At 61.7% G+C, this 22,185-nt stretch carries 14 protein-coding genes; 7 read left to right on the top strand and 7 right to left on the bottom strand.

The features are described from left to right. Nucleotides 1-99: 99 nt before the first annotated feature. The 3 genes from zipA to NPS56_RS01845 all read right to left on the bottom strand — a co-directional run bounded on the left by zipA (nt 100) and on the right by NPS56_RS01845 (nt 5,360). Entirely contained in the window at nt 100-954 is an 855-nt protein-coding gene (zipA, locus tag NPS56_RS01855; RefSeq protein WP_274073196.1) for a cell division protein ZipA, read from the bottom strand. Nucleotides 955-1,209: 255 nt separating this feature from the next. Then, nucleotides 1,210-4,698, bottom strand: a complete 3,489-nt coding sequence (gene smc, locus NPS56_RS01850; protein WP_274073195.1) for a chromosome segregation protein SMC — start codon at nt 4,696-4,698, stop codon at nt 1,210-1,212. A gap of 2 nt (nt 4,699-4,700) precedes the next feature. After that, nucleotides 4,701-5,360 carry a GntR family transcriptional regulator gene (locus tag NPS56_RS01845; RefSeq protein WP_274073194.1) on the bottom strand — a complete coding sequence of 220 codons (660 nt, stop codon included), beginning with the start codon at nt 5,358-5,360 and terminating at the stop codon, nt 4,701-4,703. Nucleotides 5,361-5,625: 265 nt separating this feature from the next. Here NPS56_RS01845 and xdhA point away from each other — a divergent pair, with 265 nt between their 5' ends. The 4 genes from xdhA to guaD all read left to right on the top strand — a co-directional run bounded on the left by xdhA (nt 5,626) and on the right by guaD (nt 11,777). Further along, a complete protein-coding gene (gene xdhA / locus NPS56_RS01840; RefSeq protein ID WP_274073193.1) occupies nt 5,626-7,080 on the top strand; it encodes a xanthine dehydrogenase small subunit in 1,455 nt (484 codons plus the stop codon). After that, a complete protein-coding gene (gene xdhB, locus NPS56_RS01835) occupies nt 7,073-9,472 on the top strand; it encodes a xanthine dehydrogenase molybdopterin binding subunit (protein ID WP_274073192.1) in 2,400 nt (799 codons plus the stop codon). The genes xdhA and xdhB overlap by 8 nt, the downstream gene beginning before the upstream one ends. A 117-nt stretch (nt 9,473-9,589) precedes the next feature. Next, on the top strand, nt 9,590-10,447 hold the full coding sequence (gene xdhC / locus NPS56_RS01830; protein WP_274073191.1) for a xanthine dehydrogenase accessory protein XdhC: 858 nt from the start codon (nt 9,590-9,592) through the stop codon (nt 10,445-10,447). Nucleotides 10,448-10,472: 25 nt separating this feature from the next. Further along, a complete protein-coding gene (gene guaD, locus NPS56_RS01825; RefSeq protein ID WP_274073190.1) occupies nt 10,473-11,777 on the top strand; it encodes a guanine deaminase in 1,305 nt (434 codons plus the stop codon). A 179-nt stretch (nt 11,778-11,956) separates the two neighbouring features. Here the strand turns inward: guaD and NPS56_RS01820 are convergent, their stop codons facing one another. After that, nucleotides 11,957-12,721, bottom strand: a complete 765-nt coding sequence (locus NPS56_RS01820) for a GntR family transcriptional regulator (protein WP_046816196.1) — start codon at nt 12,719-12,721, stop codon at nt 11,957-11,959. 356 nt (nt 12,722-13,077) lie between these two features. On the opposite strand from NPS56_RS01820, the gene NPS56_RS01815 reads away from it, so the two are divergent. Beyond that, the gene (locus tag NPS56_RS01815) at nt 13,078-14,268 is read left to right on the top strand and encodes a benzoate/H(+) symporter BenE family transporter (protein ID WP_274073189.1); all 1,191 of its coding nucleotides are present in this window, start codon (nt 13,078-13,080) and stop codon (nt 14,266-14,268) included. A 132-nt stretch (nt 14,269-14,400) separates the two neighbouring features. Here NPS56_RS01815 and NPS56_RS01810 read toward each other — a convergent pair whose 3' ends face one another. Then, nucleotides 14,401-14,745, bottom strand: a complete 345-nt coding sequence (locus NPS56_RS01810) for a YggL family protein (RefSeq protein WP_274073188.1) — start codon at nt 14,743-14,745, stop codon at nt 14,401-14,403. 234 nt (nt 14,746-14,979) lie between these two features. On the opposite strand from NPS56_RS01810, the gene dacB reads away from it, so the two are divergent. Further along, complete coding sequence (gene dacB / locus NPS56_RS01805) at nt 14,980-16,440, top strand: D-alanyl-D-alanine carboxypeptidase/D-alanyl-D-alanine endopeptidase (protein ID WP_274073187.1); 1,461 nt, start codon at nt 14,980-14,982, stop codon at nt 16,438-16,440. 122 nt (nt 16,441-16,562) lie between these two features. On the opposite strand, the gene NPS56_RS01800 is transcribed toward dacB, so the two are convergent. Next, entirely contained in the window at nt 16,563-18,962 is a 2,400-nt protein-coding gene (locus NPS56_RS01800) for a sensor domain-containing diguanylate cyclase (RefSeq protein ID WP_274073186.1), read from the bottom strand. Between the two features lie 165 nt (nt 18,963-19,127). Continuing rightward, the gene (rlmKL, locus tag NPS56_RS01795; RefSeq protein ID WP_274073185.1) at nt 19,128-21,398 is read right to left on the bottom strand and encodes a bifunctional 23S rRNA (guanine(2069)-N(7))-methyltransferase RlmK/23S rRNA (guanine(2445)-N(2))-methyltransferase RlmL; all 2,271 of its coding nucleotides are present in this window, start codon (nt 21,396-21,398) and stop codon (nt 19,128-19,130) included. A gap of 527 nt (nt 21,399-21,925) precedes the next feature. Here rlmKL and rmf point away from each other — a divergent pair. Continuing rightward, complete coding sequence (gene rmf / locus NPS56_RS01790; RefSeq protein ID WP_003223300.1) at nt 21,926-22,141, top strand: ribosome modulation factor; 216 nt, start codon at nt 21,926-21,928, stop codon at nt 22,139-22,141. Nucleotides 22,142-22,185: the final 44 nt, after the last annotated feature.

Below are 22,185 nucleotides of genomic sequence, written 5' to 3'. Positions count from 1 at the left end.
TAGGAGTCCGGCTTGCCGGCGAAGGCGATTTCAAATACGCCATCGCCAGCAAGCCGGCTCCTACAGGGTGTGGAGGTGGATATCCACACGGTGCAAATATCAGCGCTTCTGGGTCAATGCGCGACGTTCAAATTCAACGATGCGCTGACGGTAGTGCTCGATCGTCTGGGCGGTCAGTACGCTGCGCTGGTCGTCCTTCAGTTCGCCGTTCAGCTCTTGCGACAATTTACGCGCCGCCGCCACCATCACGTCGAAGGCCTGCTTCGGATGACGCGGGCCTGGCAGGCCGAGGAAGAAGCTCACCGCCGGGGTGCTGAAGTGGTCGATGTCGTCCAGGTCGAACACGCCCGGCTTGACCGCGTTGGCCATGGAGAACAGCACTTCGCCATTGCCGGCCATGCTTTCGTGGCGGTGGAAGATGTCCATTTCGCCAAAACGCAGGCCGCTTTCGAGAATGTTCTGCAGCAGGGCCGGGCCTTTGAAGCCGGCAGGATCGCGGCAGATCACGCTGATGACCAGCACTTCCTCGGCTTGCGGCTGTTCCTTGTCGCTGACCGCTGGCGCAGGCTTGGTGTCATCCGGGAAATCGTCGTCACGGCTGCTGAAGCTCGGGCCGCCGTCAAGGTCCAGGCTGAGGTTCATGTCGCCCTGGGAAGGCTCGCCATGGCCACGCTTGCCGCGCTTGGAGCCCGAATCGCGGGAGTCCCGGGCCGGCATGCTCACCGACGGCAGGTCGTGCTCGTCCAGTTGCGGTTCCTTGTGCGTATCCAGCACGCGGGACGGGCCCAACACCTCGGGGCTGGCGTCCTCTTCGGGCAGGTTGGACAGGCTCCGGTCGAGACGGAATTTCAGTTTTCCCTTGCCGCCGCGCATACGGCGCCAGCCATCAAAAAGAATACCGGCAATGACAATAATGCCGATGACGATCAGCCACTCGCGCAGACCGATTTCCATGTAATCCCGTGCCTCTATAAAAAATGCTGAAAAATAAGGGGCTTACATTCTGTAAACCGCTTTAAAACGTGGCGCCAACTCTATGTTCTGACAGGCGTTTTACCCACGTATACGAAAAATTGACATTAAACTAGCACGACCAAAGGCAACTTTACACCGTCTGGCACGTTGGTCCCGCGAATATGTCGATTGGCCAGCAAGTCGGCATGGCAAATTGAGTCCCACTGTAAAAAAATCCCCCCTGAAAGCCACGCCTCAGGCATCCACCATCGCCATGGCCTCCTCGACATCCACCGCCACCAGACGCGAGCAACCCGGTTCGTGCATCGTCACCCCCATCAATTGCTCGGCCATTTCCATGGCGATCTTGTTGTGGGTGATGTAGATGAACTGCACCGTCTGCGACATCTCCTTGACCAGTCGCGCATAACGTCCAACGTTAGCGTCATCCAATGGCGCGTCCACTTCATCGAGCATGCAGAACGGCGCCGGGTTCAACTTGAAGATCGCAAAAACCAGGGCCAATGCGGTCAGGGCTTTTTCGCCACCGGAGAGCAAATGGATGGTGCTGTTCTTCTTTCCGGGCGGCTGCGCCATGATCGTCACCCCTGTATCGAGTAGATCTTCGCCCGTCAGTTCCAAATACGCGCGGCCTCCACCGAAAACTTTTGGGAAAAGTGCCTGTAAACCGCCATTGATCTGATCAAAGGTATCTTTGAAACGGTTTCGGGTTTCCTTGTCGATCTTGCGAATTACGTTTTCGAGCGTGTCGAGGGCTTCGACCAGATCGTCGTTCTGGGCGTCCAGATAACGTTTACGCTCCGATTGTTGCTGGTACTCATCGATGGCCGCGAGGTTGATTGCGCCCAGGCGCTGGATCCGCGCGGCGATGCGCTCAAGCTCTTCCTCGGCGGCTTTCTCGCTGGCCTCGGCGGTCAGTGTGGCCAGCACGCCGTGCAGGTCGTAACCGTCTTCGAGCAACTGGTCCTGCAATGCCTTGCGCCGCACGGTCAGGGCCTGCCATTCCATGCGCTGGGTTTCCAGCTGGCTGCGAATCAGCTGGGACTGTTGTTCGGCCTGGTTGCGGCGCTTCTCGGCCTCACGCAGTTCGCGGTCGGCATCCTCCAAGGCGATCTGCGCGGTCTTGAGCTCTTCGTCGACGGTCATGCGCTTGTCGAGCAGTTCTTCGAGTTTCAGGCGCAACTCTTCCAGCGGCGCCTCGCCCTCCTCCAGATTCAGAGACAACTGTTCGCGCTTTTCCGTCAGGCGTTCGGCCTGCATTTCCAGGCGCTCCAGGGCCTGGCGCGTGGAATCGTGCTGGGCCTTGAGCGAGCCCAGGCGCACCGCCAGTTGGTGGGCGTGATCCTTGTGCTGGCGGGCCTCCTGGCGCACCCGGTCAAGGCGTTCGCGCAAGCTGTCGCGCTGGGCCAGCAGCAACTCGCGCTGCTCGGTGTCCAGGGCCATGGCGTCGAGGGCTTCCTGCAATTGCAGGCGCGCTTCACCGATGCTTTCGTGCTCCAGGGCGCGCTGCTCGCCCAGTTCCTCGATTTCTTCGTCAAGACGGGTGCGGCGCAGGGCCAACTGCTCGGCCTTGGCTTTGCCGGCCGACAGCTGGGCCTTCAACTCGCCTTGCTGACGGGCTTCGTCCTGCAGCAAACGACGCAAGTGTTCGCGACCGTTTTCCTGCTGACGCTGTTGCGCCCGCAGGTTTTGCAATTCGGTTTCCAGGGACTCGACAGCCGCTTCGCGCTCTTCGCGCTCCAGGCCCAGTTTCTGGATTTCCTGGCCACGGGCGAGCATGCCGCTTTCCGCTTCACTGGCACGGCGCACCCGCAGAAAGTGCCGGCCGACCCAATAGCCGTCGCGGCTGATCAGGCTCTGGCCGGCGGCCAACTGACCGCGCATGGCCAAGGCTTGCTCCAGGCTCTCGACCGGTTTGACCTGCCCCAGCCATGGCGACAGATCAATCTGCGCCTCGACCTTGTCCAGCAAACTGCCAGGCACCCGCTGGCCATCGCTGGCCGGGCTGAGCAGGCGCAGATCGCCCTGGGCAAAGCTGGACAGGTCGAAGTCGTTGAAGTCGTCCACCAGCACCGCTTGCAGGTCGGCACCGAGCACGGTTTCCACCGCCAGCTCCCAACCCGCTTCAACCTTCAGCCCTTCGGCGAGGCGCGGGCGATCCGCCAGATGCTGCTCACGCAGCCACTCGGCGGTGCCGGTGCCCGGATCGAGCGCGGCTTGTTGCAGGGCTTCGAGCGAGGCCAGGCGACCATTGAGGCGCTGCAGATCGCCCTGGGCCTGTTGCTGTGCCGTCAGCGCGTGCTGCAATTGCTGGCGCAATTGCTCGAGCTTTTCGACCTGAGCTTCTTCACTGGTCTGCAAATCCTCGAGGGTCGCCTCGGATTCAGCGAGCTGCTCGCTGAGCTGCATGATCGCGGCATCTTCCGGATCCGCCGAGAGCAAAGCGCGCTCTTCGCCGAGGCGTTTCTGCCGATCGGCCAGGCGCTCCAGGCTGGTTTCCAGTTGCTGGATGCGCGACTGCTGGACTTCCGACTGGCGCCGCGGCTCGGCAGCGCTCAGGTTGAAGGTGTCCCACTGCTCCTGCCAGCCATGCATGGTGGTTTCGGATTCTTCCAGCGCGGCGGCGGCCTCTTCGGCGGCGGCGCTGGTGACTTCCTGCTCCGGCGTGAGCATGTCCAGCTCTTCGCCGAGAGTCAGCAGCAGCGTGCGGTCGTGACCAAGGTGCGACTCGGTCTCCAGGCGCGCGCGCTCGGCTTCCTTTAAATCGTCCTGCAACTGGCGCAAGCGCTGCTGACCGTGCTGAATGCTCTGTTCGACCCGGGCGATGTCGCCGCCGACCGAATAGAAGCGCCCTTGCACCAGATTGAAGCGCTCGGAGAGGTCGTGATGGCCATCGCGCAGGCGTTCGATACTGGCATCGGCGTTGCGCTGTTCGGCCACCAGGGCTTCGAAACTGATTTCCTGGGTGCCGATGATTGCTTCGCGCTGGCCGACCTGTTCGTTCAGGTCCTGCCAGCGCAGGGCCGACAGTTGCGCCTTGAGCTGACGCTCTTCGCCTTTGAGTTCCTGATACTTCTTGGCCGCTTCAGCCTGGCGGTGCAGGCGTTCGAGCTGACGTTCGAGCTCTTCGCGCAAGTCGGTCAGGCGCTCGAGGTTTTCGTGGGTGCGGCGGATGCGGTTTTCGGTTTCGCGCCGACGCTCCTTGTACTTGGAGATCCCCGCCGCTTCTTCGATAAAGTTGCGCAGGTCTTCAGGCTTGGACTCGATCAGCTTGGAGATCATCCCCTGCTCGATGATCGAGTAGCTGCGCGGGCCGAGGCCGGTGCCGAGGAAGATATCGGTGATGTCACGGCGCCGGCATTTGGTGCCGTTGAGATAGTAGGTGGTCTGGCTATCGCGGGTGACTTTGCGGCGAATGGAAATTTCCGCATAGGCGGCGTATTCACCGAGCAAGGTGCCATCGGTGTTATCGAACACCAGCTCGATGCTCGCCTGGCTCACCGGTTTACGGCTGGTCGAACCGTTGAAGATGACGTCGGTCATCGACTCACCGCGCAGGTTCTTCGCCGAACTTTCGCCCATCACCCAGCGCACGGCGTCGATGATGTTCGACTTGCCGCAACCATTGGGCCCGACCACCGCCGCCATGTTGCTGGGGAAGTTCACCGTGGTCGGGTCGACGAAGGATTTGAACCCCGCCAGCTTGATGCACTTTAGCCGCACGCTTATGCGTCCGTCAGGGCAGAGATCACCAGATCGCAGCTGCGCTGGCCGTAAGCGGTCAGCACTTCGCGGATCTGTGCAAAGTCACGGGCGATCACGGCGGCGAGCAGGCGCTCGAACAAGGCCAGGTATTCGCTCATCGAGGCCTTGCGCTGGTCCAGGGCGAGAAAATACGCACGGCTCATGGCCGGCTGCAGGTTTTCGACGGTTTCCTGCAGGTACGGGTTGTTGGCGAACGGATAGGTAGCGCGCATCACATTGAAACTGTCGTCGACGAAGCTATGGATGTCCTGGCGCTCGAAGCTGGCCGTCAGGCGCTGCTGGATTTGCAGGAATGGCGCCAGGTCGGCCTGGACTTTCCAGCCGTTGGCCACGGCGTTGGCGAGCAGGATGTACATCTCGCTCATCAGCGTGCACAGGCTCTTGACCTTGTGCGCGGTGAGCTCGGTGACGTGGGCGCCCCGGCGCGGCAGGATGGCGATCAGGTGCCTGCGCTCGAGAATCAGCAAGGCCTCGCGAACCGAGCCGCGGCTGACGTCGAGTGCCTGGGTGACCTTCTGTTCCTGGATGCGCTCCCCGGGCTTCATCTCGCCGCGAATGATGCGTTCGGCGAGGTGATGCGCGATTTGCTCGGCGAGGCTGTCCGGCGCCTTGAACGTCATGGTTGTCCTTCAAACTCTTCGATTTGCACAAGCGGCGCAGTGTAGCGCAATTGATACGTCATGGCGCAGGGCCTGCCCGGTGGTTTTGGCACGATTCAAGCAAAAAGCAAGGTATTGATCGAGGGTCAATACTGAAGAAAACAGGCGTTAATCGACAAAATGCATTTTCCTGACCTTTAAGTCAGAAAATCATTGACCGGAAAGTCAGACCTGCTAAATTCGGTTCATGGCGGTTAACAACAATAATGAGTCTGCGAGGCCTTCCGTGATCCAGTTTTTACTCAACCAGGAACTCCGTAGCGAGCACGCCCTGGACCCGAACCTGACCGTGCTCAATTATCTGCGCGACCATGTGGGCAAACCCGGCACCAAAGAAGGCTGCGCCAGCGGTGACTGTGGCGCGTGCACCGTGGTGGTCGGCGAGCTGCAGACCGATGACGACGGCCGCGATCGCATTCGTTATCGCAGCCTCAACTCGTGCCTGACCTTCGTGTCGTCCCTGCACGGCAAGCAACTGATCAGCGTTGAAGACCTCAAGCACAAGGGTGAGCTGCACAGCGTGCAGAAGGCCATGGTCGAGTGCCACGGCTCGCAATGCGGGTTCTGCACCCCGGGTTTCGTGATGTCGTTGTTTGCACTGCAAAAGAACAGCGATGCACCGGATCAGCACAAGGCCCACGAAGCCCTGGCCGGCAACCTCTGCCGCTGCACCGGTTATCGGCCGATCCTGGAAGCGGCCGAGCAGTCCTGCTGCGCCAAGCAACCGGATCAGTTCGATGCCAATGAAGCCCAGACCATCGCCCGACTCAAGGCCATCGCGCCGACCGACATCGGCGAACTCAACAGCGGTGACAAGCGCTGCCTGGTGCCGCTGACCGTGGCCGACCTGGCCGACCTGTACGACGCTTATCCACAAGCCCGATTGCTGGCCGGCGGCACCGACCTGGCGCTGGAAGTGACCCAGTTCCACCGTACCCTGCCGGTGATGATCTACGTCGGCAACGTCGCCGAGATGAAGCGCATCGACCGCTTCGACGACCGCCTGGAAATCGGTGCCGCCACCGCCCTCTCCGACTGCTACGAAGCGTTGAAGGCCGAGTACCCGGACTTCGGCGAACTGCTGCAGCGCTTCGCCTCCTTGCAGATCCGCAACCAGGGCACCCTGGGCGGCAACATCGGCAACGCCTCGCCCATCGGCGACTCGCCACCGCTGCTGATTGCCCTGGGTGCGCAGATCGTCCTGTGCAAAGGCGATACCCGCCGCACCCTGGCGCTGGAAGATTACTTCATCGATTACCGCGTCACCGCACGCCAGGAAAGCGAGTTCATCGAGAAGATCATCGTGCCGCGCGCCAGCGTCGAACAGCTGTTCCGCGCCTACAAGGTGTCCAAGCGCCTGGACGATGACATTTCCGCGGTGTGCGCGGCGTTCAACCTGCGCCTGGAAAACGGTGTGATCGCCGATGCCCGCGTGGCGTTCGGTGGCATGGCGGCCATTCCAAAGCGCGCCAACAGTTGCGAAACCGCGTTGATCGGTGCGCCCTTTAACAGCGCCACCGTTGAACGTGCCTGCGCTGCCCTGGCGGAAGATTTCACGCCGCTGTCGGACTTCCGCGCCAGCAAGGAATATCGCCTGCTCAGTGCGCAGAACCTGCTGCGCAAATACTTCATCGAACTGCAAACGCCGCACATCGAGACTCGGGTGACCGCTTATGTCTAACCATCACGCCGTAGAGAAGACCCAGGCCGAACTGGCTGAACTGTTCGCCAAGGACCTGACCACCGGTGTCGGCCGCAGCGTCAAGCACGACAGCGCGGCCAAGCATGTGTCCGGTGAAGCGCAGTACATCGACGATCGCCTGGAATTTCCGAACCAGCTGCACGTTTATGCACGCTTGTCCGACCGCGCCCACGCCCGGATCATCAGCATCGACACCCAGCCGTGCTACGCCTTCGAAGGCGTGCGCATCGCCATCACCCACGAAGACGTGCCGGGCCTGAAAGACATCGGCCCACTGCTGCCGGGTGACCCGCTGCTGGCCATCGACGACGTGCAGTTCGTCGGCCAGCCGGTGCTCGCCGTCGCCGCGAAAGACCTGGAAACCGCACGCAAGGCGGCGATGGCCGCGATCATCGAATATGAAGACCTCGAGCCGGTGCTGGACGTGGTCGAAGCCTTGCGCAAGCGCCACTTCGTGCTCGACAGCCACACCCATCAGCGCGGCGATTCGGCCACGGCGCTGGCCACCGCCGAGCACCGCATCCAGGGCACCCTGCACATTGGTGGCCAGGAACACTTCTACCTGGAAACCCAGATTTCCTCGGTGATGCCCACCGAAGACGGCGGCATGATCGTCTACTGCTCCACGCAGAACCCCACCGAAGTGCAGAAGCTGGTGGCCGAAGTGCTGGACGTGTCGATGAACAAGATCGTCGTCGACATGCGCCGCATGGGCGGCGGCTTTGGCGGCAAGGAGACGCAAGCGGCGAGCCCGGCGTGCCTGTGCGCGGTGATCGCGCACCTCACCGGCCAGCCGACCAAGATGCGCCTGCCGCGGGTCGAAGACATGCTGATGACCGGCAAGCGTCACCCGTTCTATGTCGAATACGACGTCGGCTTCGACAGCACCGGGCGCCTGCACGGGATTGCCCTGGAACTGGCCGGCAACTGCGGCTGCTCGCCGGACCTGTCGGCATCGATCGTCGACCGCGCGATGTTCCACTCCGACAACTCGTACTACCTGGGCGACGCGACCATCAATGGTCACCGCTGCAAGACCAACACCGCCTCGAACACCGCTTACCGTGGCTTCGGCGGCCCGCAAGGCATGGTCGCCATCGAAGAGGTGATGGACGCCATCGCCCGGCACCTGGCCCTCGACCCGCTGGCGGTGCGCAAGGCCAACTATTACGGCAAGACCGAGCGTAACGTCACCCACTACTACCAGACCGTCGAGCACAACATGCTCGAGGAAATGACCGCCGAACTGGAAGCCAGCAGCCAGTACGCCGAGCGCCGCGAAGCGATCCGTCGCTACAACGCCAACAGCCCGATCCTGAAAAAAGGCCTGGCGCTGACCCCGGTGAAATTCGGCATCTCCTTCACCGCCAGCTTCCTCAACCAGGCCGGCGCGCTGGTGCACGTCTACACCGACGGCAGCATCCACCTGAACCACGGCGGCACCGAAATGGGCCAGGGCCTGAACACCAAGGTCGCGCAGGTTGTGGCCGAGGTGTTCCAGGTGGAAATGGACCGCGTGCAGATCACTGCGACCAACACTGACAAGGTGCCGAACACCTCGCCGACCGCTGCGTCCAGTGGCGCCGACCTCAACGGCAAGGCTGCGCAGAATGCCGCAGAGACCATCAAGCAACGCCTGGTGGAATTCGCCGCTCGCCAGTACAAGGTCAGCGAAGAAGACGTGGAGTTCCACAACGGCCACGTGCGGGTTCGCGATCACATCCTGACCTTCGAAGCGCTGATCCAGCAGGCGTATTTCGCCCAGGTGTCGCTGTCGAGTACCGGGTTCTACAAGACCCCGAAAATCTACTACGACCGCAGCCAGGCCCGCGGCCGTCCGTTCTATTACTTCGCCTTTGGCGCCGCCTGCTGCGAGGTGATCATCGACACCCTGACCGGCGAGTACAAGATGCTGCGCACCGACATCCTCCACGACGTCGGCGCCTCGCTGAACCCGGCTATCGACATCGGCCAGGTCGAGGGCGGTTTCATCCAGGGCATGGGTTGGCTGACCATGGAAGAGCTGGTGTGGAACAACAAGGGCAAGCTGATGACCAACGGCCCGGCCAGCTACAAGATCCCGGCCGTGGCGGACATGCCGCTGGACCTGCGGGTGAAGCTGGTGGAAAACCGCAAGAACCCGGAAGACACGGTGTTCCATTCCAAGGCCGTGGGCGAGCCGCCGTTCATGCTCGGCATCGCCGCGTGGTGTGCGATCAAGGATGCGGTGGCCAGTCTGGGTGATTACAAGCATCAGCCGAAAATCGACGCGCCGGCGACGCCGGAGCGGGTGTTGTGGGGGTGTGAGCAGATGCGGCAGTTGAAGGTGGCGAAGGCGGCCGAAACCGAGGTTGAGTTGGCTCCGCTCTGATACCGAGGCGCGGCCAATCGCCAGCAGGCTGGCTCCCACAGGGGAATGCATTCCAATGTGGGAGCCAGCCTGCTGGCGATGAGGCCGGGACAGACAACAGAGATGTTGAGGTGAAACATGTACAACTGGATCGACGCCCTCGCCGACCTGCAAAACCAGGGTGAACCCTGCGTGTTGGTGACCATCATCGAAGAGCTCGGCTCGACGCCGCGCAATGCCGGTTCGAAGATGGTCGTCAGCGCCCGCCAGACCTTCGACACCATCGGTGGCGGGCACCTGGAATACAAGGCCATGCAGATCGCCCGCGAGATGCTCGCCAGCGGCAAGCAGGACACCCATCTGGAGCGCTTCAGCCTCGGCGCCAGTCTGGGCCAGTGCTGCGGTGGCGCTACCGTGCTGCTGTTCGAACCGATGGGCCAGGTCCAGGCGCAGATCGCCGTATTCGGTGCCGGCCACGTCGGCCGTGCACTGGTGCCGCTGCTGGCCAGCCTGCCCTGCCGGGTGCGCTGGATCGATTCGCGCGAAGACGAATTCCCGCAACAGATCCCCCACGGCGTGCGCAAGATCGTCAGCGAGGAACCGGTGGACGAAATCGACGACCTGCCCGCCGGCAGCTACTGCATCGTCATGACCCACAACCACCAACTCGACCTCGAACTCACCGCCGCCATCCTCAAGCGCAACGACTTTGCCTACTTCGGCCTGATCGGCTCGAAGACCAAACGGGTGAAATTCGAACACCGCCTGCGCGACCGCGGTTTCGACAGCGGCGTCGTGCAACGCATGCGCTGCCCGATGGGCATCGGCGAAGTCAAAGGCAAACTGCCTGTGGAAATCGCCATCTCCATCGCCGGCGAGATCATCGCCACCTACAACGCCAATTTCGGCCAGCAAACGTCCAGCGCCGAACCGATTGCCAAACTGCTGCCCGTTTCACGCCGCAGTCAGGCGACAAAATTGAAAGCCTCCAATTGATGAGCTTCATAAATAGAGAATAATCATGCCCCTGACTCGCAAAGCCTACCGCGCCGCCATTCTGCACAGCATCGCCGACCCTGCCGAAGTCGGGATCGAAGCCTCGTACGAGTATTTCGAGGACGGCTTGCTGGTGATCGACAACGGCAAGATCAGCGCCCTCGGCCACGCCAGTGAATTGTTGCCAACCCTGCCGGCCGATATCGAGATCACCCATTACCAGGATGCGCTGATCACCCCCGGGTTCATCGACACCCACATCCACCTGCCGCAAACCGGCATGGTCGGCGCCTATGGCGAGCAACTGCTGGACTGGCTCAACACCTACACCTTCCCCTGCGAAAGCCAGTTCGCCGACAAGGCCCACGCCGACCAGGTCGCGGACATCTTCATCAAGGAACTGCTGCGCAACGGCACCACCACCGCGCTGGTGTTCGGTAGCGTGCATCCGCAATCGGTGAACTCGTTCTTCGAAGCCGCCGAGCAGTTGGACCTGCGCATGATCGCCGGCAAGGTGATGATGGACCGCAACGCCCCGGACTACCTGACCGACACCGCCGAATCCAGCTACCTGGAAAGCAAGGCGCTGATCGAGCGCTGGCACGGCAAGGGTCGCCTGCACTATGCGGTCACCCCGCGCTTTGCCCCGACCAGCACCCCGGAACAGCTGACCCTGGCCGGCCAGTTGCTGACCGAATACCCTGATCTGTACATGCAGACCCACATCAGCGAGAACCTCAAGGAAATCGAGTGGGTCAAGGAGTTGTTCCCGGAGCGCAAGGGTTACCTGGACGTCTACGACCACTACCAATTGCTCGGCGAGCGCTCGGTGTTCGCCCACGGCGTGCACCTGTGCGATGACGAATGCGCGCGACTGGCGGAAACCGGTTCGGCCATCTCGTTCTGCCCGACCTCGAACTTCTTCCTCGGCAGCGGTCTGTTCAACCTGCCGATGGCGGAGAAGCACAAGCTGAACGTCGGCCTGGGCACTGACGTGGGTGGCGGCACCAGTTTCTCGCTGCTGCAAACCCTCAACGAAGCCTACAAGGTGATGCAACTGCAAGGCGCGCGCCTGAGCCCGTTCAAGTCGCTGTACCTGGCGACCCTTGGCGGCGCCCGTGCACTTCGCCTGGAAGACAGGATCGGCAACCTGCAGCCGGGCAGCGATGCAGACTTCCTGGTGCTGGACTACAACGCCACGCCGCTGCTGGGTTATCGCCTGCAGCAGGCCAATAACATTGCCGAGACGTTGTTTGTGCTGATGACCCTGGGGGATGACCGGACTGTGTTGCAGACTTATGCGGCGGGGAATCTGGTGCATCAGCGGTAAGGTTTTCCGGGCATAAAAAATCCCCCGTCGCTTTTCAGCCCGGGGGATTTTTATTGCCTGTCCTGCCGCCATCGCCAGCAGGCTGGCTCCCACAGTTGATCTTCAGTGATCACAAATTTTGCATTCGACACAAAATCCTGTGGGAGCCAGCCTGCTGGCGATAGGCGCGACGCGGTCTCTCAGATTTTCGCCGGCGACCGCCCCGGCTTCTTGGTCTGCAACAAATGCGAGAACACCGCATGCAAATCATCCGACGCACTTTCCTCATCGAGATTGAGTTTGCTGTCGATGTGATCCATGTGATGCATCATCAGGTTCACCGCCAGTTCCGCGTCGCGCTTTTCAATGGCGTCGATCAACTGGGTGTGCTCGTCGTAGGAGCAGTGGGAACGGTTGCCGCTTTCGTACTGGGCAATGATCAGCGAAGTCTGGGACACCAGGCTGCGCTGGAAGCTGATCAGCGGGGCGTTTTTCGCCGCTTCGGCCAGTTTCAGGTGGAATTCGCCCGACAAGCGGATGCCGGCGCCCCGGTCGCCACGGGAAAAGCTGTCGCGCTCGTCGTTGACCATCTGCCGCAACTCGGCAATCTGTTCGGCGGTGGCGTGCTCGACCGCAAGCTCGGTGATCGCCCGCTCCACCAGACGCCGGGCCATGAACACCTGGCGCGCCTCTTCGACGCTCGGGCTGGCAACCACGGCGCCGCGATTTGGCCGCAGCAACACCACGCTTTCATGGGCCAGGCGCGACAGCGCGCGGCGAATGATAGTGCGGCTGACCCCGAAAATTTCCCCCAGCGCTTCTTCGCTCAACTTGGTGCCGGGCGCCAGGCGCTGTTCGAGGATGGCCTCGAAGATATGCGCGTAGACAATATCGTCCTGGGTTCCGCTGCGGCCGGCTTTGCCTGCTCGCGGCTGTTTCTTTAGGGGTTGCAACTGTTCGTTCATGGGCACTCGAGTCGGAAGAACTGCGGCGAATTGACGGTGACTGTAATACGGCACAGTGGGTCGCTGGCAAGTATCGCGTGAAAATCACTGCGATTGTACACAATGGTTAGTGCCAACACGACTGTACGGCTGTTTGTCACATCCGCTGTATGGCAACAATACATTACGTTTGAGTTTAGGCTTGTTCGCAGAATCCGCCTTTGTTCGCAATCCCTGTGGGATCGGGCTTGCTCGCGAAGAGGGCGTGTCAGCAGACATTAATGTAGCTGACGGACCGCATTCGCGAGCAAGCCCGCTCCCACAGGGGTTCAGTGTTGCAGCGGACATCTTCATACGTATAAAGGAACACCGCCGTCATGAACGACGCCACGCATACCCAACTGCGCCCCTTGGCCGATACCTCTCCATCGGCCATCGTCGCCGGGTTCATCGCCATGATGACCGGCTACACCAGTTCCCTGGTGCTGATGTTCCAGGCCGGGCAAGCGGCCGGGCTGACCAGCGGGCAGATTTCGTCGTGGATCTGGGCGATTTCCATTGGCATGGCGGTGTGCTCGATCGGCCTGTCCTTGCGCTACCGCACCCCCATCACCATTGCCTGGTCCACCCCGGGCGCGGCCTTGTTGATCACCAGCCTGGGGGGCGTGACCTACGGCGAAGCCATCGGTGCCTATATTACCTGCGCGGTGCTGGTGACGATCTGCGGGCTGACCGGCAGTTTCGAACGCCTGGTGAAAAAGATTCCCGCGTCCCTGGCGGCGGCATTGCTGGCGGGGATCCTGTTCAAGATCGGCAGCGAGATTTTCGTCGCAGCGCAGCATCGCACTGCGCTGGTGCTGGGCATGTTCTTCACCTACCTGGTGGTCAAGCGCCTGTCGCCGCGTTATGCCGTGTTGGGCGCATTGCTGATCGGCACGGCCTTGTCCGGCCTCATGGGGCTGCTGGACTTCAGCGCGTTCCACCTGGAAGTAGCCACGCCGGTCTGGACAACACCGCACTTCTCCCTCGCCGCGACCATCAGTATCGGCATCCCGTTGTTCGTGGTCGCGATGACTTCGCAAAACATGCCAGGCATCGCCGTGCTGCGCGCCGACGGCTACAACGTGCCAGCTTCGCCGCTGATCACCACCACCGGCATCGCCTCGCTGCTGCTGGCGCCCTTCGGTTCCCACGGGATTAACCTGGCCGCCATCAGCGCGGCGATCTGCACCGGGCCCCATGCCCATGAGGATCGCAACAAGCGTTATACGGCGGCGGTCTGGTGCGGGATTTTCTATGGCATCGCCGGCGTGTTCGGCGCGACGCTGGCAGCCTTGTTTGCCGCGCTGCCCAAGGAACTGGTGCTGTCGATTGCCGCACTGGCGTTGTTCGGTTCGATCATCAACGGCCTGAGCATCGCCATGAGCGAAGCGAAGGAGCGTGAAGCGGCGCTGATCACCTTCATGGTCACGGCATCGGGGCTGACGCTGTTTTCCATCGGTTCGGCGTTCTGGGGGATTGTGGCGGGGGTGGTGACGCTGGTGATTCTGAATTGGCGTAAAGGCTGAAGATCGCAGCCTCGTTTCACTCGACAGCTCCTACAGGGGATCGCGTTCCAATGTAGGAGCTGCCGAAGGCTGCGATCTTTTGATCTTCCCAAAAAAAAACGGCGACTCAATGGTCGCCGTTTTTTTATAACATCAGGCTACCGGATTGATCGGCTTTTCCGGGTACCAGACGTCCAGCAGCGGGCTGACTTCAACGCTGGTCAGCTCGGTGCGGCCTTTGAGCCAGGCTTCAACGGCAGCGCGTTGTTCAGCGCTGACCGAGCCACGCTTGATCAGGCAAACCAGACCATAGTCATCACCGCCGACATAGCCCAGACCGTTGGCTTCCATGGCATCTTTGAGGAACGCCTCGAGGAAGGCATCAATGGCTTCTTCGGACAGATCTTCCTTGAAATCCAGGTTCAGTTCGAAACCCAGCTCTTGAAATTCATCAACGCACAGTTTTTTGCGCAGACGCTGGGAGCGGTTAGTCGCCATTGGAACAATCCTCTTAAGTAATAACGGGCCGCACTTTAGCAGTTTAAGCCGCCAATTGCCCGACTCTCTGGGGCGCAACGCCTACCGTCGGTAAAAAATAGCCCATTGGTGGCCCCGCGCACGGCACAAGCCGTGGCACCTTGGGGCATAATGCCGACACTTTCATGACCACTGAGGGAATTTATCTTCATGCCCTCGTCTTTATTTCCCCCTCGGCTGTAGGGTTTTATGTACATGATCAAATCGTTGCGTCCATTGCTCCTGGCCGGCCTGCTTTTCCCCCTGGCCCTCCCCGTTTCCGCTGAACCGATCAATACCAGCCTGTCGCCCAACGTCGAAAAAGCCCTCAAGGCCAGCAAATTGCAGGACAACGCCCTGTCGCTGGTGATGATTCCACTCAACGGCCCCGGCACCCCGACCATCTTCAACGCCGACGTCTCGGTCAACCCGGCGTCGACCATGAAGCTGGTCACTACGTACGCGGCCCTGGAAATGCTCGGCCCCAATCACCAGTGGAAAACCGAGTTCTATACCGATGGCACCCTCAGCGGCGGCATCCTCAACGGCAACCTCTACCTCAAGGGTGGCGGCGATCCGAAGCTGAACATGGAAAAACTCTGGCTGCTGATGCGCGACCTGCGCGCCAACGGCGTGACCCAGGTCTCCGGCGACCTGGTGCTGGACAAGAACTTCTTCGTGCAACCGCAACTGCCCGAGTTCAACGACGACGGCAACGACGACAACAAGCCGTTCCTGGTCAAGCCCGATGCGTTGCTGGTCAACCTCAAGGCCCTGCGTTTCGTTGCGCGCAATGACTCGGGCAGAGTGCTGGTCTCGGTGGAGCCGCCGATCGCCAGCATCCGCATCGAAAACCAGGTCAAGGCGCTCAATTCCAAGCAATGCACCGGTGGTGTGCGCTACAACCCGGTGCCCCAGCCCGATGGCAGCGTGACCGTGACGGTCGGCGGCCAGTTGGGCGATGGCTGCAGCTCGCAGACCTACCTGTCGTTGCTGGACCACGCCACCTACACCGCCGGCGCCGTTCGCGCGATCTGGAAAGAACTGGGCGGCAGCATCCAGGGCAAGGATGTGCTGGCGCCGACACCGAAGGGCGCCAAGGTACTGGCGCGGGCATTCTCGCCGGATCTGGCGGAAATCATCCGCGACATCAACAAATACAGTAACAACACCATGGCCCAGCAGCTGTTCCTGAGCCTGGGCCAGAGGTTCCGCACCGATGCCGACGCCGACGACGCCAAGGCCGCCCAGCGCGTGGTGCGTCAGTGGCTGGCGAAGAAAGGCATTACCGCGCCGCACCTGGTGATGGAGAACGGCTCCGGCCTGTCCCGTGCCGAACGCGTCAGTGCCCGGGAAATGGCGTCGATGCTGCAAGCCGCCTGGCGCAGCCCTTACGCCGCCGAGTACATCAGTTCGATGCCGATTGCCGGCACCGACGGCACCATGCGCAAACGCCTGAAGACCACCGCCATGCGCGGTGAAGCCCACGTCAAGACCGGCACCCTGAACACCGTGCGGGCAATCGCCGGCTTCAGCCGCGACGTCAACGGCAACACCTGGGCGGTGGTGGCGATCCTCAACGACAAGGCACCGTTTGGTGCGTCGTCGGTGCTCGACCAGGTGCTGCTGGACCTGTATCGCCAGCCGAAACTGGCGCAGACCGCTTCGGTTCTATAAAAACACCACCCCCCTGTAGGAGCTGGCTTGCCAGCGAAGACGTACGACCAGGCACCTCCATGCTGAATCTGCCTGCGCCTTCGCCAGCAAGCTGGCTCCTACAGGGGCTGCGTTCACCCGGGTCAGTTCATCTCGCCCTGCACCCGATCCCTGCCCTCCTGCTTCGCCACATACACCCCCGAATCCGCCCGCAACAACAACCCATCCGCGCCCTCGCCCTCACGCCAGCTGGCAATGCCGAAACTGGCGGTGACCACGCCGACTTCATCGATCGGCGCGCTGCGCAGGCATTGCCACAACTCCAGCGCCAGCAGATGGGCCTGCTCGCCGCCGATGTCCGGGCACAGGACCATGAACTCCTCACCGCCCAGGCGGCAGAACACATCGGTGCGCCGTAGCCGATGGCCAACCCGTTCGCACACCGCCTGCAACACCCGATCGCCCACGGCATGGCCGTACTGGTCATTGATGCGCTTGAAGTGGTCAATGTCGAGCATGATCACCGACAGATCGCCCCCCCCGCGCTCCACCCGGGCCATCTCGGTGGTCAGGCGCTCCTGGAAATAGCGGCGGTTGTGGATGCCGGTCAGGGCGTCGGTGACCGACAGCGCCCGCAGTTCTTCTTCCACCCGCTTGGTGTCGGTAATGTCCGAGATGTAGCCATGCCAGAGTACGCCGCCGCCGGGCAGTTCTTCCGGGGTCGCCTCGCCGCGGACCCAACGCAGGCCGCGCTGGGGCAGTTGCACGCGGTATTCCTCGCGCCAGTGGCTGAGGGTTTCGGCCGAGTCCCGGATCGAGGCACGCACGCGCGTGGTGTCCTGGGGATGAATCCGCGTGAAAATCGCTTCGGCGTTGAGCAGCAGCACGTCCGGCTCCAGCTCATAGATCTCGCGAATGCCGTCGCTGGCGTAGATCACGCTGAAGCGCCCGTCGAACTCCATCTTGAACTGGTAGATCCCGCCAGGCACATGGGCGCTGAGTTTCTTCAACAACAGGTCCCGTGCGGCCAGGGCCTCATGCACGCGCTTGCGTTCGGTGATGTCGATGCAGATTGCCAGGTGCCCGACCCACAGGCCCTGCTCATCGAACACCGGCGTGGCCAGCATGTTGACGATCAGATGGCTGCCATCGCCACGCACCAGCGTCCACTCCCGCGCCTCATGGCCGCCCTCGACGCGCCCCTCGACCAGCATCGCATGACAGGCCGGTACCGGCTTGCCGTAACAGGCACTCAATTCTGCCGAACGTACCGCGAGCTCCCGGGGCAAGTGCAGGTTTTCCAGGGTCATGCGCCCGACCACTTCGGCGACGGTATAACCGAGCATGTGCTCGGCGCCGGCGTTGAAGGTGCTGATCACCCCGCGCAGGTCCGTGGCGATGATCGCGACCTGGGTCGCGGCATCCAGCACCCCGCGCAACTGGCCATGGGTGCCGCGCAGCTCCTGTTCGCGGGCGCGCAGTTCCTCAGTTCTTTGCTCGACCATCTTCAGCGCCCGTTGCCGCTGACTGACCAGCACATAGAGCAATGCGCTGAGCAACACGCTGAGCAAGCCACCGAGCACCATCAGCGTGGTCACCGAAGAGTGATTCGCCCGCAGGAAAGCCTCGCTGGGCTGGATGTCGACCTGATAATCATGGTCGGCCAGACGTAACAGGCGAGTCGCGGACAGGTCACTGAGCGCGGGCGCATTGGGCGATTGAAACAACACCTCATGCTGCTCATCGGTGGACAGGTCGAGAATGCGCACCGAGAGATAATCACGGTCCACCTCCGGTAGACCGTCCGCCAGCAACTGGCGCATGCTGATCACCGCCATGACATAACCGAACGGCTTGCCCGTTGCGTCGGCGGCGCTACTGCGCAGCATGACCGGGGCAACCAAGAGTACGCCTCGCGCATAAGCCGGCTCGATATTGACCAGGTGCAGCGGTTGCGACACGGCCATGCCCCGGCGCTGCTCGGCCCGTTCCAGCGCGGCGCGACGCAAGGGCTGCGCCAGCAAGTCATAGCCCAGTGGCGCACCGAGTTTGCTCTGTGTCTGGCTATACAACACCGCTACGTACTCATCCCGCTCGCCGGCCACTTGCAACTGGCCGTCGGCATTCAGTTCGCGCAGCGTGAACTCGCCCAGGCCCTCCTCGCGCGCCCGGCGCTCGAAGGCTGGTCGCTGGTCGCGAGTGATCCGTTCGGCAAACGAGTACGCCTGGGTCCGGTGCAACAGGGGTTGGGTGTAGCCGTCGAATTCCGCGCGGGAGACCGCATCGGAGTTGGCAAAGAACCGGCGCAGGCCATCGAGGCGCTGTTCCTGATCCTGGAAGCGTTCTTCGATACGGCTGTAGCGTTCGCTGGCCAGCAACTGGAAGCGCTGGCGCAATTGATGGTGAAACAGGTTCAGCGTCGACCAGGCGAGCAATGCCGTGAGAGTCCCGCCGATGAGCAAGACCATGAGCGCGACCAGCCCGGCCGAGACATCTTCGCTGATAAAACCCAGGATCTTGGGGCGCACGGCGTGCAACGACATAGACGCAACTCAAAACGCCAGGTGCGGGAAAGCCCATTGGCCATGAGTTGAGTTATAGCTATTAGCCACTAATTTGACCAGTACCGTGGGGCCCGGCTTGTCGGCGAAGGCGATCCTGAAATCGCCTTCGCCGACAAGCCGGCGCCTACAGTGCCATTCACCCCATCAACGGGCAGTGATTTTCCAGGCACGGTGGATCTTGGTGTTACGGGAAAAATCCGCGTCGATGGTCTGGGCGGTGATCTCTTCGATCGCGTAGCGCTCGCTGAGGTTAGGCTCGAGCTCGAACTTGCGGAAGTTGTTGGAGAAGTACAGCACTCCACCCGGTGCCAGGCGCGCCATGGCCAGGTCGATCAGTTGCACCTGGTCACGCTGCACGTCGAAGATCCCTTCCATGCGCTTGGAGTTGGAGAAAGTCGGCGGGTCGATGAAGATCAGGTCGTACTCTTCACGGCAGGCTTCCAGCCAGACCATCACGTCACTCTGCTCCAGGCGATTCTTGTCGGAGAAACCGTTCAGCGACAGGTTGCGACGCGCCCAGTCCAGGTAGGTTTTCGACAAGTCGACGCTGGTGGTACTGCGCGCGCCGCCCTTGGCCGCATGGACACTGGCCGTGGCGGTGTAGCAATACAGGTTGAGGAAGCGCTTGCCGGCGGCCTCTTTCTGGATGCGCATGCGCATCGGCCGGTGGTCGAGGAACAACCCGGTATCGAGGTAATCGGTGAGGTTGACCAGCAGCTTCACCCCGCCTTCGTTGACCTCGACGAACTTGCCCTGGGCGGCCTGGCGCTCGTACTGCCTGGTACCGCTCTGACGCTCGCGGCGCTTGACCACCACGCGGCTCTTGTCGACGTTCAGGGCCTGCGGGATCGCCGCCAGGGCGTCGAACATGCGCGCCGAGGCCTTCTCCGGATCGATGGATTTCGGTGCGGCGTATTCCTGGACGTGGACCCAGTCGTGGTACAGGTCGATGGCCATGGAGTATTCCGGCATGTCGGCATCGTAGACGCGATAGCAGTCGATGCCTTCACGCTTGACCCACTTGCCCAGCGCCTTGAGGTTTTTCTGCAGGCGGTTGGCAAACATCTGCCCGCCTTCGCTCAGGCGCGGCTGCTCGATCACCGGCGCCGGTGCCGGCGTCGGTTTGATCGGGTTGCCGTTCTTGTTGTACTGGCGCTCTTGCGGCTCGCTCGGCGCCTGGTCGTAGGCCGCCTGCTCACGCTCGGCCTGACGCTGTTCCGGGGTACGACGTTCGCCGGTGACGAATTGATCCGGCAATACCTTGATCAGCAACAGCTTGCACGGCAAGGCGCCGTTCCAGAACGAATACTGCTTGTGGCTGCGGATACCCATGCGCTTGCCCAGGTCCGGGGCGCCGGTGAACACCGCCGCTTCCCAGTTCAGGCACGCCTGACGCAGGCGTTCGCCCAGGTTCTGGTAGAGGTAGAGCAGGCTCGCCTCGTCGCCCAGACGCTCGCCGTATGGAGGGTTGCAGATCACCAGGCCTTTCTGGTTCTGGTCCGGACGCGGCTCGAAGGTCGCGACTTCGCCCTGGTAGATCTTGATCCACTCGCTCAGGCCGGCACGCTCGACGTTGTTGCGACCCGGTTGAATCAGGCGCGGGTCGGCTTCGTAACCGCGAATCCACAACGGTGGCTTGGCCAGGCCGGCCGCCGCACGTTCACTGGCTTCTTCATGGAGCTTTTTCCACAGTGCCGGCACGTGGCCGAGCCAGGCGGTGAAACCCCATTGCTCGCGGCGCAGGTTCGGCGCGATGTCGGCAGCGATCATCGCCGCTTCGACCAGGAAGGTGCCGACACCGCACATCGGGTCAGCCAGGGCGCCGCCTTCAGCGGCGATGCGTGGCCAGCCGGAACGGATCAGGATCGCCGCCGCGAGGTTTTCCTTCAGCGGCGCCGCACCTTGCTGCAGGCGATAGCCGCGCTGGTGCAGGCTGTGGCCGGAAAGGTCGAGCGAGAGGATCGCTTCACCGCGATCCAGGCGCAGATGGATACGCAGGTCCGGGTTGAGCTTGTCGATGGATGGACGGTCGCCCTGCGGGGTGCGCAGTTTGTCGACGATGGCGTCCTTGACCTTCAAGGCGCCGAAGTGGGTGTTGTCGATGCCTGAGCCGTGACCGCTGAATTCGACGGCCAGGGTGCCGTCATTGAGCATGTGGTCCTGCCACTCGATGTCCAGCACGCCGTGGTAGAGGTCTTCGGCGTCTTTCATCGGGAAACGCTTGAGGACCAGCAGCACCCGGTTGGCCAGGCGCGACCACAGGCACAGGCGATAAGCGGTTTCCATGGTGGCCATGCCACGCACGGCAGAAGTGTGCTCACGCGCTTCCTCAAGGCCAAGCCCGACGGCTTCCTCGATGAGCAGGCCTTCAAGGCCTTTAGGGCAAGTGAGGAAGAGTTCGAAACGATCGGACATGGGGATTCGGAGCCTTTGCTGAGTGGACCGGCAACGCATTGCCGGCCCGGTTTTCAATCAGGCGCTTTTCTCGAAGAGCGCCCGCGTGGCACGAAGGTGTGCCATTCCACCCTTGCTGCCCGGGTTAAATGAGCTTAGATGCAAGGACAGATAAAAAGGTTGATGCAACAAAATGACATAAGTCGACCCTTCGTCGAATAGTCCGTCCCGGCAACAGGAGGCATTCTCAGCAAAGGATTAACCTGATCATCCAACGCAGGGCCGATCATACCGGGGTTTGATCAATAAAGACGCCACAAACATCATGTTACTTAGTGCCATAGCACATTAACGGTTACGTCCTTATGACAAAACGATCATTCCCTCGATGTGACGCATTGGTTAGAACTCAACACAGGTTGGCGCCGCAATGACGTCAACACCTTGGCTCGTCACGCCGGCAACGAGCCCCAACGGCAGGTTTTTTCTGCCAGACCTCGATTGAGGTCAACGCGATACATACAGTCAACAAGTGAGGGCAACACCCTATGAGAAGACTTAAGCGTGATCCGTTGGAAAGAGCATTTTTGCGCGGATATCAATATGGCGTTGGTGGTAAATCCCGTGAGCTTTGCCCATTTACTCTACCGTCGGTACGCCAAGCCTGGATTAACGGCTGGCGAGAAGGACGCGGCGACAACTGGGACGGTATGACCGGCACTGCGGGAATCCACAGACTCAACGAACTTCACGCCGTCGGCTAACACAGGGCACACACTCCGACACACAATCTGATTTGTAGCGAATT

It is taken from the genome of Pseudomonas putida (assembly GCF_028682635.1).
Taxonomy (GTDB): domain Bacteria; phylum Pseudomonadota; class Gammaproteobacteria; order Pseudomonadales; family Pseudomonadaceae; genus Aquipseudomonas; species Aquipseudomonas putida_AE.
The sequence above is the reverse complement of the archived record's forward strand: the minus strand, read 5'-3'. Positions and strand labels throughout refer to the sequence as shown.

Coding starts and splice junctions, on each gene's coding strand:
- zipA (WP_274073196.1), bottom strand. CDS start 954: ATGGAAATCGGTCTGCGCGAGTGGCTGATCGTCATCGGCATTATTGTC.
- NPS56_RS01845 (WP_274073194.1), bottom strand. CDS start 5,360: ATGACGTTCAAGGCGCCGGACAGCCTCGCCGAGCAAATCGCGCATCAC.
- xdhB (WP_274073192.1), top strand. CDS start 7,073: ATGTCTAACCATCACGCCGTAGAGAAGACCCAGGCCGAACTGGCTGAA.
- xdhC (WP_274073191.1), top strand. CDS start 9,590: ATGTACAACTGGATCGACGCCCTCGCCGACCTGCAAAACCAGGGTGAA.
- guaD (WP_274073190.1), top strand. CDS start 10,473: ATGCCCCTGACTCGCAAAGCCTACCGCGCCGCCATTCTGCACAGCATC.
- NPS56_RS01820 (WP_046816196.1), bottom strand. CDS start 12,721: ATGAACGAACAGTTGCAACCCCTAAAGAAACAGCCGCGAGCAGGCAAA.
- NPS56_RS01815 (WP_274073189.1), top strand. CDS start 13,078: ATGAACGACGCCACGCATACCCAACTGCGCCCCTTGGCCGATACCTCT.
- NPS56_RS01810 (WP_274073188.1), bottom strand. CDS start 14,745: ATGGCGACTAACCGCTCCCAGCGTCTGCGCAAAAAACTGTGCGTTGAT.
- dacB (WP_274073187.1), top strand. CDS start 14,980: ATGATCAAATCGTTGCGTCCATTGCTCCTGGCCGGCCTGCTTTTCCCC.
- NPS56_RS01800 (WP_274073186.1), bottom strand. CDS start 18,962: ATGTCGTTGCACGCCGTGCGCCCCAAGATCCTGGGTTTTATCAGCGAA.
- rlmKL (WP_274073185.1), bottom strand. CDS start 21,398: ATGTCCGATCGTTTCGAACTCTTCCTCACTTGCCCTAAAGGCCTTGAA.
- rmf (WP_003223300.1), top strand. CDS start 21,926: ATGAGAAGACTTAAGCGTGATCCGTTGGAAAGAGCATTTTTGCGCGGA.